Origin of the sequence: Marivita sp. (assembly GCF_965656765.1) — a bacterium.
Taxonomy (GTDB): domain Bacteria; phylum Pseudomonadota; class Alphaproteobacteria; order Rhodobacterales; family Rhodobacteraceae; genus Marivita.
The window spans coordinates 53,946-67,649 of record NZ_CBFHLV010000006.1 but is presented as its reverse complement, the minus strand read 5'-3'; the positions used below and the strand labels follow the sequence as shown (position 1 = coordinate 67,649).

Genomic DNA, 13,704 nt, shown 5'->3' with positions numbered 1-13,704 from the left:
AGTTTGAGATGCATTACGCCCCAAAAAAGACCACCGCTATGCTGGCTGTTCTCATTGCAGGATTGGGAATCGCCCTGCTTGGTTTTTCCGGTCAGGTTATCTCGTTCGGTGTGTCGATTGTGCTGTGTTTTCTGGTCTGGATCATCGGGGCGCGCATTGTGCACATGGCATTTCGCATCAATTAATGCGGCGCGTCGCGCAATCGGCTCAAGACGCATAGGGAATGTTGCCATTTACTATGGCTCTGCCTATCAGGAGCCATGAGCATCACAGAACACGACCGCCTTCTTATCATCGACTTCGGCAGCCAGGTAACGCAGCTGATTGCGCGCCGCCTGCGCGAGTTGAATGTGTATTGCGAAATTCATCCCTACCAAAACGTGACGGATGAGTTTCTGACCGATTTCGCACCTAAAGCGATCATCTTTTCGGGTGGCCCGGACAGCGTGATGCGCGACGGATCCCCCCGACCACCCAAAAAAGCATACGAGCTGGGCGTACCGATCCTTGGCATTTGTTACGGCCAACAGGTCATGATGCATGACCTGGGCGGAAAGGTCGAAGCCGGCGAACATGCAACAGCCGAATTCGGCCGGGCTTGGGTCAAGCCATCCGACACCCGTGACGACGTTTTGGCAGGCTGGTTCATGGATGGGTCGGGTCGCGAGCAAGTCTGGATGAGCCACGGCGACCATGTATCTGAAATCGCTCCAGGTTTCGAAGTTTTAGGCACATCTCCGGGCGCGCCTTTCGCGATTACGGCAGACCGGTCGCGCCATTTCTATGCAGTCCAGTTTCATCCAGAGGTTCATCACACGCCGAACGGTAAAACGCTCTATCAGAACTTTGTGCAATTGGCCGGGTTCAAAGGAGACTGGACGATGGACGCCTACCGCGAGGAGGCAATCCGCAAGATCAAGGAACAGGTTGGCGACAAAAAGGTCATTTGTGCCCTGTCAGGCGGCGTAGATTCATCGGTTGCGGCGGCACTTCTGCATGATGCGATTGGCGATCAACTAACCTGTGTATTCGTCGATCACGGCCTTTTGCGCCTGAATGAGGCAGAAGAAGTGGTCGCCATGTTCCGGGATCACATGAACTTGTCTGTGATCCACGCGCAGGAGCAGGAGTTGTTTTTGGGTGAGCTTGATGGCGTAAGTGACCCAGAAACCAAGAGAAAGATCATTGGTCGTCTCTTCATTGACGTGTTCCAGAAATACGCAAACGAAATCGAAGGCGCGGAATTCCTTGCTCAAGGGACGCTCTATCCCGATGTGATTGAATCCGTGTCGTTTAGCGGTGGTCCGTCGGTGACCATCAAGAGCCACCATAATGTTGGCGGTCTGCCTGAAAAGATGGGCCTCAAACTGGTCGAACCGTTACGCGAGCTTTTCAAAGACGAAGTGCGCGAGTTGGGCCGCGAATTGGGACTACCGGACAGCTTTATCGGACGTCACCCGTTCCCCGGCCCCGGCCTTGCTATCCGCTGCCCCGGCGAGATCACCCGAGAAAAGCTTGAGATCCTGCGCAAAGCGGATGCGGTTTATATCGACCAGATCCGCAAACACGGGCTCTATGACGAGATTTGGCAGGCCTTTGTCGCCATTCTGCCCGTGCGCACGGTTGGCGTGATGGGCGATGGGCGCACCTATGACTATGCATGTGCTTTGCGCGCGGTCACGTCGGTGGATGGCATGACTGCGGATTACTATCCATTCGAGCATGATTTCCTTGGCGAAACCGCCACGCGGATCATCAACGAGGTCAAGGGTATCAACCGCGTGACGTATGACATCACCAGCAAACCGCCGGGCACCATCGAATGGGAGTGATCCGCGCGACACTGATCGTGGTGGCCTGCACCCTGCCCGTTTGGGGCTACGCGGAACCAACATACCATCGCGTGACGGGCGTTGCCGCGACGGACACGCTGAATGTGCGCGCGGAGCCGTCGGCCAACAGCGCGGATATCGGTGATCTTGCCCACGATGCCCGCCAGATCGAAGCGTTTGAATTCGACGCCACGGGCCGCTGGGCACGAATTGCGCTCAACGAACGCGACGGCTGGGTCGCGACCCGTTTTCTGACCAGCGACGAAGTGAACACGATTGGCGCATCAAGCGTGCCTGCGGGGCTGGTCTGTGGCGGCACGGAACCGTTTTGGGCGCTTGGTCTGTACGGCGAAGACGCCCGTTATTCGCATCCCGTTGATGGCGATACAGATTTTGCGTTCGATTCTGTGACTGTTGCCGAAGGACGGCTTGGCAGCCCTGCTTTGGTTACTCTGGCGACCGAGAACACACAGGTGATCGAAGCGACGGTGTCAGGCGCAGAATGTTCGGACGGAATGAGCGATCGGTCTTATGGCTGGACCGTGACCATGCAATTGATCGCACCGGGCAAACGGCGGTTGCTGACCGGCTGCTGCCACTTGCCGCGGGACTAGCAACCATGTCTGAGCAGCCAGACACCGAAGGCGTCGTGACGCTGTCGCCCACAATTCGCGCCTGTTTGTGGATGATTGGCGCCATTGTGTCGTTTACGTCTATGGCCATCGCCGGACGCGCTGTGAGCCTCAATCTCGATACGTTCGAGATCATGATGTATCGCAGTATGATCGGCATCGTTATCGTGGTCACTGTCGCCTCGGTCGCGGGCACCTTGCGCGAGGTGCGGGCGCAAAAGCTAGGCCTGCATTTCATTCGCAATATCAGCCATTTCGCCGGTCAAAATCTGTGGTTCTACTCCATCACCGTGATCCCATTGGCGCAGGTTTTTGCACTAGAGTTTTCCGCTCCGCTGTGGGTCATGTTGCTGGCCCCGTTTGTTTTGGGGGAACGGTTGACCAAACCCCAAGCCATCGCGGCCGTCATCGGGTTTATCGGCATCCTTGTCGTGACGCGACCCAGCCCCGAAACCTTTCACATCGGCCTTGTGACCGCCGCGCTTGCCGCCATCGGCTTCGCGGGATCCGCCGTGTTCACCCGCAAACTGACCCGCACCGAAAGCATTACCTGTATCTTGTTCTACCTGACGGTGATGCAGGCGATTCTTGGTCTGGGATTTGCTGGGTTCGACGGCGATATCGCCCTGCCAACCGCGTCCAACCTCCCTTGGGTGGTCGTGATCGCCGTAGCCGGTCTGGTTGCGCATTTCTGTCTGACAACCGCGCTGTCGCTTGCCCCGGCCACTATCGTGATGCCAATCGACTTCACCCGCTTGCCGGTCATCGCCATTGTCGGCGTCGTGCTATACGCTGAACCGCTTGATCCATTTGTCCTAATCGGAGCTGCGCTGATCTTCGGCGCGAATTACTACAATATCTGGTCTTCCACCCGCCGGTAACAAATTTGTGACGCTACGGCACAACGCCGGGAGTGACGCACGGTCAAAATTGACCGACCAAGAGGCAACTAGGTACGCTTTTTGCAGATGAGAGAATTCAATCTCAAGGGATGAGGGTCCAATGAAAAAAATGATGACAAGCGCTTTTGCGCTTGCTGTGGCAGCAGGCACGGCGAACGCAGGCGGGATCGAGCGGTCGAACAACGATTACGGATTTTTGTTCACCACAAACGACCAGCTGCAACTAAGCTTTTCGCATGTCATGCCGGAACTGTCCGGCAAATATACCCCGGAACTCACTGCTGCTGGCGGTGGCGAGGGCGACACCGGCAACATGCTGACCGATTACAACAATTACAGTCTCGCGTATAAAAACGATTTCACCGAAAAGCTGACCTTTGGGATGTTTGTCAACAACCCTTACGGGGCTGGTGCGGAATACACTCAGGGCATCTATGCCGGTCTAACCGCCGATTGGGACAGCGACCAAATCGCGCTTGTCGGCAAATACCGCGTCACTGATCGCGTTTCAGTCTTTGCCGGCGCACGCTATGTCGAAAGCCAAGCGGATATCACCATCCCCGACCTTCTGGTCCGAAGCTCGGTTGGGCGCAACGCTCAGGGCCTTGGCGCACAGGCACAAGCCTTGGGTGCCGAAGCACAGGCGTTGGGTGCACAAGCGCAGGCGGCGGGTGCTGCAGGTGATCTGGCAACGGCACAGGAACTGGGCGCCCGCGCCGAGGCCCTGGGCGCACAAGCACAGGCCTTGGGTGGACAAGCACAGACACTTGGTGCAGCGGCACAGGATTTTGGCACGTCGATGGAATTCAACGCCAGTGGCAACCGCGTCGGCGACTGGGGCGCAATCCTTGGTGTTGCTTACGAAATCCCTGACATCGCGCTGCGCGTGGCCCTGTCATGGCAGAGCGAGATCGAACATAATTTCGGCACCAGCGAAAGCATCCCGGGCCTTGGCATCGACGTCTCTGGAGGCGAGACCAAAGTGACCATGCCGCAGGTTGTTGCGCTTGATTTCCAAAGTGGGATCGCGCCAGGCACGCTGCTGTACGGTCAGGTCAAATGGACCGAATGGTCCAAATGGGAAGTCCGCACGCCACAGTACGACACGGCCACAGGCGGTGCTGTGACCGGCTTTGACAATGATCGCACCACTTGGAAGCTTGGCGTTGGGCGCGCGTTTTCGGACGATCTGTCCGGTTTTGCGCAGGTCACCTACGAAGCGCAGAACGGCGATACCGTATCACGGCTTGCCCCGCGTGATGGATTCGTCAGCCTTGGCATTGGCGGTCAGTACAAAATGGACAACATGACCCTGCGCGGCGGCATCGAATACGCATGGATCGGTGATGCCGAGGATGCATCGGGCGTCAAATACGAAGACAACACGGCCCTCGGAATAGGCGTTTCCCTGACCGTTGACTTTTAAGCGGTATCAAGCCTAACGAGTGACCCCGCCGGTTGCATCTGGCGGGGCTTTTGCGTTTTGCGCATGTTTCGGGTCGTGTCGTGAAAGCCCCCCAGCTACTGCTCTGGCATGACACCACAAACCTCTCTCTCCACCCGCGCGTGGACCGAACTTGTCCTGTTGGGTGTGATCTGGGGAGGGTCGTTCCTTGCCATTCGCACCGCACTTGACGAAATCGGGCCGCTGACGTCCGTTTTGCACCGCACTGGATGGGCGATGCTCGTCCTGTGGGGTGTTGCCCTGCTCAAACGTTTGACGTTGCCCAGAGACCCCAAGATTTGGGGCGCATTTCTTGTCATGGGCGTTTTGAACAACGTCATCCCCTTTAGCCTGATGGCATGGGGCCAACTGTACATCCCAACCGGCCTCACCTCGATCTTCAATGCGGCAACGGCAATCTTTGGAATCGTCGTGGCCGCGTTGGTCTTTGCCGATGAAAAGCTGACTCTGCGCAAAGCTTTGGGTGTGGGATTGGGGTTCTTCGGCGTCTGTCTGGCAATCGGGCTGGATGCGCTTCGGCAGTTCGACACCACATCGCTGGCACAAATGGCCATCGTCGCTGGTACAGTGTCATACGCGCTCGCCAGCGCGTGGGCGCGCAAGATGCTGGGTGGGGTGCCCCCGGTTATTGCGGCGGCGGGCATGCTGACTGGGTCAACGCTGTGCATGATCCCGCTGGTACTGCTGGTCGAAGGCTTGCCGTCTCTGGCGCTTGCCCCGTCAACTTTGGCCGCCATTGGATATTACGCGATCATCGCCACCGCGCTGGCCTACCTTCTTTACTACCGCGTGCTGGCCATGGCGGGCAGCGGAAACCTTATGCTGGTCACCCTTCTCATTCCGCCGATCGCAATCACGCTAGGGGCGCTCGTGCGCAACGAAACGCTGCACCCGGGCGAGTATCTGGGCTTTGCCCTGCTCGCCCTTGGCCTAAGCATCATCGACGGGCGACTTTGGAAGCGCAGGGTCACAACCGTTTGACGCCCCCGCGCCGCATCGCTAATCCCAAACGACGGGTTTACGGGCACGGGACGTCACAATGATCTACGAAACTGGACAGGACTGGCTGAACGCGCCGCAAAAGCGCGTTGTGCTCTTTGCGATGTCGGGCTTGGGCAAGACCCATATTTCGAACCTGTTGCGCGACAGTGGTGATTGGTTCCACTACTCCATCGATTACCGCATCGGCACCCGGTACATGGGCGAATACATCGCCGACAACGCCAAGCGCGAAGCAATGAAAGTGCCGTTCCTGCGCGACCTGTTGATGTCGGACTCGATCTATATCGGCTCTAACCTTACCTTTGACAATCTGGCTCCCGTTGCCGCCTACCTGGGCAAGCCAGGTGATCCAGCCAAGGGCGGTGTGCCAATGGCTGAATACCGCAAGCGCCAAGACCAGTTCCGCCGCGCAGAAATGGCCGCATTGCTGGACACAGGCTATTTCATTGACCGGTCCATGGACATCTATGGCTATCCTCATTTCGTCTGCGATACCGGCGGGTCGATCTGCGAATGGGTTGATCCGGAAGACCCCAACGATCCGATCCTGACCGAACTGTCGAAACACGCCTTGCTGGTCTGGATCAAAGGTGACGAGGCCCACACGCAGGAACTTATCCGTCGCTTCGACAAGGCGCCTAAACCAATGGCCTACCAGCCAGAATTCCTGAGCCGTGTTTGGCAGCAGTATCTGAGCGAAAACAACGCCAAAGAAGACACAGTTGACCCAGATACATTCATCCGATGGACCTATGCGCAAGCCCTGGCACACCGCCAGCCGCGCTATCAGATGATGGCGGATCATTGGGGCGTCACCATTGACGCCCATGATCTGATGGCAGACGCCACGCCACCGAACTTTGATATGTTGATCGCAAGCGCGCTAGACCAGAAAAGACCGTAAGACATGCCCATCAAACTGCCAAACAACCTGCCCGCCTATGACGTGCTCAAGCGCGAAGGCGTGATGGTCATTCCCGATGAACTGGCCAGCGAACAGGACATCCGCCCGCTGCGGATTGCCTTGCTGAACCTGATGCCCAAGAAGATTCAAACCGAGAACCAGTTTGCCCGGCTGATTGGCGCGACCCCATTGCAGATCGAATTTAACCTGATCCGTATGTCCGAACACCAAACGCGCAACACCGCAGCCGAACACATGGAAAGCTTTTACCGCCCATTTTCCGAAGTCGCAGACAGCGGTGAAAAATTCGACGGCCTGATCATCACAGGCGCGCCAATTGAACACCTACCGTTTGACGAGGTCACGTATTGGGACGAGCTGGAGCAGGTCATGGACTGGACCCAGACCAATGTTCACTCGACCTTTGGTGTGTGCTGGGGCGGTATGGCGATGATCAACCATTTCCATAACGTGCCCAAGATTGCGCTGGCACAAAAGGCGTTCGGATGTGTCCGACATCGAAACCTTGCGCCTGCATCACCGTATCTGCGCGGGTTCTCTGATGACATGGTGATCCCTGTCAGCCGCTGGACAGAGATCAGGCGCGACGACGTCGACAATGCAGGATTGAGTATTCTGATCGACAGCCCCGAAACCGGCCCCTGTCTTGTTGAAGACCCAGACCATCGCGCGCTCTATGTGTTCAACCATTTCGAATATGACAGCAACACTCTCAAGGATGAGTACGACCGCGATGTTGCCAACGACACGCCAATCAATGTGCCAGCCAACTACTATCCCAATGACGACCCATCACAGCCGCCGCAGAACCGCTGGCGCAGCCACGCGCATCTTCTCTATGGCAACTGGGTGTCAGAGATCTACCTTACCACTCCGTTCGACATAGAGCAGATCGGCGCAGCCAGCACGGATCTGCGCAACAGATAGGAGGCGGTTTTGGCTGTAAAAGGGATTGGCGTGCTGCTTGGGTGTGCGGCGGCTTTGGTTTTGACGACAGCCTGTACAGCCTCTTACCGCGAAAACGTGGCGGAAAACCGTTTCCCCCCTGAAGGCCAGTTCCTGATCGTCAATGGCACACAAGTGCATTACGTCACCAAAGGCGAAGGCCCCGATATTGTTCTGATCCATGGGGCCAGCGGCAACCTGCGTGATTTCACGTTTTCCTTGGTCGACAAACTGGCGGACCGATATCGCGTAACGGCCTTTGACCGCCCCGGTCTGGGTTATACAGAACGGGTCAATCCTGAAGGCACCACATTGATCGAGCAAGCGACGCTTTTGGCGGACGCATCAGACCAACTTGGCTTACAAAACCCCATGGTTCTGGGCCAAAGCTACGGCGGGGCTGTTGCCCTTGCGTGGGCTGTGGAACGTCCCGAAAGCCTGTCTGCTCTGATCCTCGTCGCTGCCGCGTCGAACCCGTGGAACAGCGATCTAAGCACCTTTTACAAAGTGACCTCAAGCGATTTGGGCAGCGCCATTGTCGTGCCCGCCCTCACCGCGTTTGTGCCAAACCCCGTTGTCGATAGCGCCATCGAAGGCGTCTTTGCGCCCCAAAGCGAACCAGAAGGGTATGCAAAGCACATTGGCGCACCTTTGACCCTTCGCCGCGACACCATGCGCGCCAACGCGATGCAGCGGGCCAATTTGCTAGATGAAATCAAGGCGCTGTACACGCGCTATGGCGCAATCACTGTGCCGACCGAAATCATTCACGGGGATGCCGACACGACTGTCGGCCTGTCGATCCACTCGATCCCACTGTCCAATCAAATTGCAAGCGCCAATCTGACCGTGCTTGAAGGCATTGGTCACATGCCACACCACGCCGCTGAACCCGAAGTCATCGACGCGATCGACCGTGCTGCACAACGTGCGGGTTTGCGTTAATCGCATTAACATCCCATATTCAAGTCAGAGCAGATGATAGAAAGGGCCGGAGATGGACCTTCCCTTTGATGGTGCGATCAGCGCCTTCTTCAAAAACGATGCGCCCAAGGACATTCGCGACGCGATCAAACGCGCGGACAAAGACGATATAATCAATCCTGATTACCCGTATTCAGAACGGATGCCACGCAAGGCGTATCAGAAAGATCTTGATGCGCTTCAAATCGAACTGGTCAAGATGAAGACCTGGGCGCGCGACACTGGCACCCGCATCGCAATCGTATTCGAAGGGCGCGATGCCGCTGGAAAAGGCGGCACAATCAAACGTTTCCGAGAAAACCTTAACCCTCGCGGCGCGCATGTTGTAGCGCTTTCCAAGCCGACAGAAACCGAAGCCAGCCAATGGTATTTCCAACGCTATATCGATCATCTGCCTGCCGCCGGAGAAGTGACCTTCTTCGATCGAAGCTGGTACAACCGGGCTGTGGTCGAGCATGTGTTCGAATTTTGCACTCCCGAGCAGCGCATGCACTTTTTCCGCCAAGTGCCTGATTTTGAACGCATGCTGGTCGATGACGGTATCAAGCTTTTCAAGATTTGGCTTAATGTTGGTCGCGCCGAACAGCTGCGGCGCTTTCTATCGCGTGAGAAAGACCCGCTAAAGCAATGGAAACTCTCATGGATCGACGTTGAAGGCCTGAAAAGATGGGACGCTTACAGCGATGCGATCAAGGAAACCTTTGCCAAGACCCATACCGATCACGCACCCTGGACCATCGTGCGGTCCGATGACAAACGCCGCGCGCGGATTAACGCAATCCGAAGCGTTCTGACGCAGCTGGATTACACACGCAAAGACTTCAAAGCACTGGGCCAGGTTGATTCCAAGGTCTGTGGCGGGCCGGACATCTGGGATGGCTAAACGCGGTTACCATCACGGCAATTTGCGGCAAGCCCTCGTTGATGCGGCGCTCCAGCTGATCACCGAAAAAGGCCCGACCGGCTTTACCCTGTCGGAGGCCGCAAAACAGGCGGGCGTAACCCCCGCCGCCGTGTATCGCCATTTCGAAGGCCGCGAAGACCTGATCGCTGAAGCGGCCCTTCAAGGATACGAAATCTTCGCCGACGTGATGCAATACGCCTATGACAGCGGTCAACCCTCGGCTCTTGCCGCGTTCGAGGCAACGGGCCGCGCCTATCTGGCGTTTGCGCGAAAATACCCAGGTCATTACATTGCAATGTTCGAGAGTGGCATTTCGGTGAATCGAACGCCCGAACTCGCTGCCGTGTCCGCCCGCGCCCGTTCCGTGCTGGAACGCGCCGCCGAGGAATTGTCTCAACATATCCCGCCAGAGAAACGCCCTCCTGCATCCATGTTTTCCGCGCATGTTTGGGCGCTGAGCCACGGCGTGGTCGAACTTTTCGCCCGCAATTCGCCAGGCACAACATCGCCATTCCCACCTGAAGAACTGCTCGAGTCCGGTATCGGCATTTACCTGCGCGGCTTGGGTCTCATCAGCCCTGATCAGTGACGTGACAAACACTCTACAACGGATTACATGCGCCCCATGACACAAGAACTCCACATCGTCGGCGGCGGAATGGCCGGATCCGAAGCAGCATGGCAAGCCGCACATCGCGGCGTTCAGGTCGTGATTCACGAAATGCGCCCCAAGGTCGAAACCTTCGCCCACAAAACTGGCGATCTGGGCGAGATGGTCTGCTCCAATTCATTCCGGTCTGACGATCATGAACAGAACGCGGTGGGACTGCTGCACTGGGAAATGCGCGAGGCTGGTGGCCTGATCATCGACACCGCGCACCAACACCGCCTGCCCGCTGGCGGAGCGCTTGCCGTGGACCGCGATGCCTTCAGTGCTGAAATCACCCGCCGCCTGCATGCGCATCCGAATGTGCGCGTCAGCCACGAAGAAATCACCGATCTGCCCAACGAAGGCCATTGGATTTTTGCCACCGGCCCGCTGACCAGCGCGGCCTTGGGCCAAGCAATCCAGGCTGAAACCGGCACCGACCGACTGGCCTTTTTCGACGCGATCGCGCCCATCGTCTATTTTGACAGCATCGACATGTCCAAAGCCTGGCTTCAGTCACGCTATGACAAAGGCGAAACCGAGGAAGAGCAGCGCGCCTACATCAACTGCCCGATGGACAAGGCGCAGTACGATGCGTTCATCGACGCGCTTCTGGCCGCCGACAAGACAGAGTTCCACGAAGGTGAAACCGCTGGTTATTTTGACGGTTGCCTGCCTATTGAAGTGATGTCTGAACGCGGTCGTGAAACACTGCGCCACGGACCGATGAAACCTGTAGGCCTGACCAACCCTCACCAACCAGATGTCAAACCATGGGCCGTCGTTCAGCTACGCCGCGACAATGCGCTGGGGACACTCTATAATATCGTCGGCTTCCAAACCAAGATGAAGTACGGCGCGCAAGCCGATGTTTTCAAAATGATTCCCGGCCTTGAAAACGCTAAATTTGCCCGCCTTGGCGGCATTCATCGCAACACGTTTCTTAACAGCCCAACGCTGCTTGACGACCAAATGCGCCTGCGTTCCAAGCCGAATATCCGTTTTGCCGGTCAGGTCACCGGTGTCGAAGGCTATGTCGAATCCTCGGCCATGGGCCTTTTGGCCGGTCGCATGGCCGCTGCCGAAATGACCGGCCAACCAATCCCGACTGTGCCGCAGGACAGCGCGCACGGTGCGCTGATCCACCACATAACTGGCGGCGCCGAGGCAAAAACCTTTCAACCAATGAATGTCAATTTCGGCCTCTTCCGCCCGGTTGACGGGCTTAAAGGCGGACGCCGCGGTCGCAAGGATCGCTACAAAGCTTACACCGACCGTGCCAAAACCGCATGGTCAGACTGGCTCGCCGCCCAGGACCCCGCCAAATCCGCAGCGGAATAGTGGGTTTCACGACCCGTTTTGCACCCAGCCCAACGGGCCAACTCCACCTTGGCCACGCATTTTCTGCGCTCTTGGCGTTCGACATGGCGCAAGAGGCGCAAGGCCGCTTTCTGCTCCGGATCGAAGACACCGACACCGCCCGCTGCACACCTGCGTTTGAGGCACAAATCTACGAAGACCTCACGTGGCTTGGCCTGACATGGGAAACACCGGTACTGCGCCAGTCGGACAACACGTCTGCATATGAAACAGCACTAACGCAGCTCGGCGACATGGGGCTGCTTTACCCCTGTTCCTGCACACGTGGCGACATCCGGCGCGCCATGTCTGCCCCGCAAGAGGGCGCGCCAATGCATGGGCCTGATGGTTTGATCTATCCCGGCACCTGCCGTCATCGCGTATGGGGCGATCGTACAGACACCGACGCTGTGCGCCTCAACATGAAAAAAGCCATCGACAGCCTCACGACTTTGCCGCTCTACACCGACACCGGCCTTCACCCAGCAATAAGGTTAACGCGCGATCATTTTGTGAACGCGGTCGGCGATGTGGTGCTGGCTCGACGAGATACGAAGACCGCCTCCTATCACCTCAGTGTCGTCGTCGATGACGGCGCCCAAGGTATCACGCATGTGATACGGGGCGAAGACCTTGCCACCGCGACCGCGATCCATGTGCTCTTGCAAACGCTACTTGGCTTGCCGATCCCCATGTACCATCATCACCGACTGATCCGGGACGATCACGGCAAACGGCTTGCCAAACGCGATGATGCAAGGGCGATCGCGCACTATCGCAGCGAAGGCGCCACGCCTCGGGATATCAGGCGGATGGTTGGGCTTTAAGCGCTTTGTCCTACTTCTTCTTTTTGCAAATATGCCAAAACTACGGCCGCATCGGCGCCAATATCTCCGCTTCCGCGCCGTCCTGCACCTCGGTGTAGAAACACGACCTGCGATTGGTATGACAAGCCGGCCCAGTTTGATTGACACTCACCAACACACAATCCCGGTCACAATCCACGCGAAACGCGATCAATTCCTGAACATGGCCCGAACTTTCACCTTTGACCCAAAATGCGGCCCGCGAGCGTGACCAATAGGTGACGCGACCAGTCTCCAGCGTTTTCGCCACCGCCTCGGCATTCATCCACGCCATCATCAGCACTTCACCCGACACCGCGTCCTGTGCGATCGCCGGGATCAGGCCTGCCTCGTTATAGACCAAAGTCGCAGGATCAAAGCTCATGGGGAAAAACCTTTTTGCATCCGCCGTTTGGTCCCCTATCTATGGGTGGAACGGCGAAAGGGAAAGCCATGTCCGGCGACACCGATCTGATCAAGCTTTATTCCGCGCGCATCCTCGAATTGGCTGCGGACATTCCCCATCACACCCGGCTCGACGCGCCCGGTGCGACGGTCAAGAAACGCTCGCCTTTGTGCGGATCGACAGTGACCGTCGATCTGACAATGGAGAACGGCAAAGTCAGCGACTTTGGTCAGGACGTCAAAGCTTGCGCTTTGGGCCAGGCCGCAGCATCGGTTGTGGGCAGCGCGATTATGGGCTGTACGCCCGATCAAATCACGCAAGCGCGGGATGAATTGCGCGTCATGCTGAAAGAAGACGGCCCAACACCTGCGGCGCCGTTCGACGGGTTAGAGGTTTTGCGCCCGGCCGTGGCGTTCAAAAACCGCCATGCCTCGATCCTACTAACGCTCGAGGCCGCATCTGACGCCGTGGTCCAGCTTGCGGAAACGCAAACCGCCTGATCCCAGAATTTTACCATCTAATAAAAAAACCGCCGCACTTCAAAAGAAGGCGGCGGTAAAGTGACGTGTTCGTTGGGGGCCGTCATCGCTCTGAAGGCAGGCAACCTTCTGGAACAGGTGCATCAGTTGGGACAGGATGCGAATGAGCGTTCAGGCAAAACACGCAGGCAGAAAACAAAGTCAGACAAGCACCGGCAGATGCAGCGCTGCGACCAGCATCACGATCAAAGACATGGCACCAAGCGCATCCTGAAGAAGCGCTGTATTGGTTTGGGCCTTGGCCGTGTGAAGCGTGGTTTTGATCCGCTGCATCATGATGATGTCCTCCTTGTTGCTCCTTTGTTCTCACATTCA

General features: G+C 57.3%; 16 protein-coding genes. 14 read left to right on the top strand and 2 right to left on the bottom strand.

Features of this window, described 5'->3' with window-relative positions; all coding sequences use genetic code 11:
* Positions 1-8: 8 nt before the first annotated feature.
* The 13 genes from ACTG4M_RS03460 (at position 9) to gluQRS (ending at position 12,426) form a co-directional block, all read left to right on the top strand.
* Positions 9-185 (top strand): hypothetical protein, encoded by a 177-nt coding sequence (locus ACTG4M_RS03460; protein WP_439122237.1) that lies wholly within the window; start codon positions 9-11, stop codon positions 183-185.
* Between the two features lie 75 nt (positions 186-260).
* Complete coding sequence (guaA, locus tag ACTG4M_RS03455; protein ID WP_439122236.1) at positions 261-1,832, top strand: glutamine-hydrolyzing GMP synthase; 1,572 nt, start codon at positions 261-263, stop codon at positions 1,830-1,832.
* Positions 1,823-2,446 (top strand): hypothetical protein, encoded by a 624-nt coding sequence (locus ACTG4M_RS03450; protein ID WP_439122235.1) that lies wholly within the window; start codon positions 1,823-1,825, stop codon positions 2,444-2,446. Before guaA ends, ACTG4M_RS03450 begins: the two co-directional genes overlap by 10 nt.
* Positions 2,447-2,451: 5 nt before the next feature.
* Positions 2,452-3,345, top strand: coding sequence for a DMT family transporter (locus tag ACTG4M_RS03445; protein WP_439122234.1), 894 nt, complete (start codon positions 2,452-2,454; stop codon positions 3,343-3,345).
* Between the two features lie 121 nt (positions 3,346-3,466).
* On the top strand, positions 3,467-4,792 hold the full coding sequence (locus ACTG4M_RS03440; protein WP_439122233.1) for an OmpP1/FadL family transporter: 1,326 nt from the start codon (positions 3,467-3,469) through the stop codon (positions 4,790-4,792).
* 108 nt (positions 4,793-4,900) lie between these two features.
* Entirely contained in the window at positions 4,901-5,812 is a 912-nt protein-coding gene (locus ACTG4M_RS03435) for a DMT family transporter (RefSeq protein ID WP_439122232.1), read from the top strand.
* A gap of 58 nt (positions 5,813-5,870) precedes the next feature.
* On the top strand, positions 5,871-6,737 hold the full coding sequence (locus tag ACTG4M_RS03430; protein WP_439122231.1) for an ATPase: 867 nt from the start codon (positions 5,871-5,873) through the stop codon (positions 6,735-6,737).
* Between the two features lie 3 nt (positions 6,738-6,740).
* A complete protein-coding gene (locus ACTG4M_RS03425) occupies positions 6,741-7,685 on the top strand; it encodes a homoserine O-succinyltransferase (protein ID WP_439122230.1) in 945 nt (314 codons plus the stop codon).
* A gap of 9 nt (positions 7,686-7,694) precedes the next feature.
* On the top strand, positions 7,695-8,648 hold the full coding sequence (locus ACTG4M_RS03420; RefSeq protein WP_439122229.1) for an alpha/beta fold hydrolase: 954 nt from the start codon (positions 7,695-7,697) through the stop codon (positions 8,646-8,648).
* A 52-nt stretch (positions 8,649-8,700) separates the two neighbouring features.
* Positions 8,701-9,570, top strand: coding sequence for a polyphosphate kinase 2 (gene ppk2, locus ACTG4M_RS03415; protein WP_439122228.1), 870 nt, complete (start codon positions 8,701-8,703; stop codon positions 9,568-9,570).
* A complete protein-coding gene (locus tag ACTG4M_RS03410; RefSeq protein ID WP_439122227.1) occupies positions 9,563-10,180 on the top strand; it encodes a TetR/AcrR family transcriptional regulator in 618 nt (205 codons plus the stop codon). Before ppk2 ends, ACTG4M_RS03410 begins: the two co-directional genes overlap by 8 nt.
* A gap of 36 nt (positions 10,181-10,216) precedes the next feature.
* Positions 10,217-11,581, top strand: a complete 1,365-nt coding sequence (gene trmFO / locus ACTG4M_RS03405; protein ID WP_439122226.1) for a methylenetetrahydrofolate--tRNA-(uracil(54)-C(5))-methyltransferase (FADH(2)-oxidizing) TrmFO — start codon at positions 10,217-10,219, stop codon at positions 11,579-11,581.
* Positions 11,581-12,426, top strand: coding sequence for a tRNA glutamyl-Q(34) synthetase GluQRS (gluQRS, locus tag ACTG4M_RS03400; protein ID WP_439122225.1), 846 nt, complete (start codon positions 11,581-11,583; stop codon positions 12,424-12,426). Before trmFO ends, gluQRS begins: the two co-directional genes overlap by 1 nt.
* 40 nt (positions 12,427-12,466) lie before the next feature.
* Here gluQRS and hisI read toward each other — a convergent pair whose 3' ends face one another.
* Positions 12,467-12,829, bottom strand: coding sequence for a phosphoribosyl-AMP cyclohydrolase (gene hisI, locus ACTG4M_RS03395; RefSeq protein WP_439122224.1), 363 nt, complete (start codon positions 12,827-12,829; stop codon positions 12,467-12,469).
* A 68-nt stretch (positions 12,830-12,897) separates the two neighbouring features.
* Here hisI and ACTG4M_RS03390 point away from each other — a divergent pair, with 68 nt between their 5' ends.
* Entirely contained in the window at positions 12,898-13,350 is a 453-nt protein-coding gene (locus tag ACTG4M_RS03390; RefSeq protein WP_439122223.1) for an iron-sulfur cluster assembly scaffold protein, read from the top strand.
* Positions 13,351-13,530: 180 nt separating this feature from the next.
* On the opposite strand, the gene ACTG4M_RS03385 is transcribed toward ACTG4M_RS03390, so the two are convergent.
* The gene (locus ACTG4M_RS03385; RefSeq protein ID WP_281249779.1) at positions 13,531-13,665 is read right to left on the bottom strand and encodes a hypothetical protein; all 135 of its coding nucleotides are present in this window, start codon (positions 13,663-13,665) and stop codon (positions 13,531-13,533) included.
* Positions 13,666-13,704 lie beyond the last annotated feature (39 nt).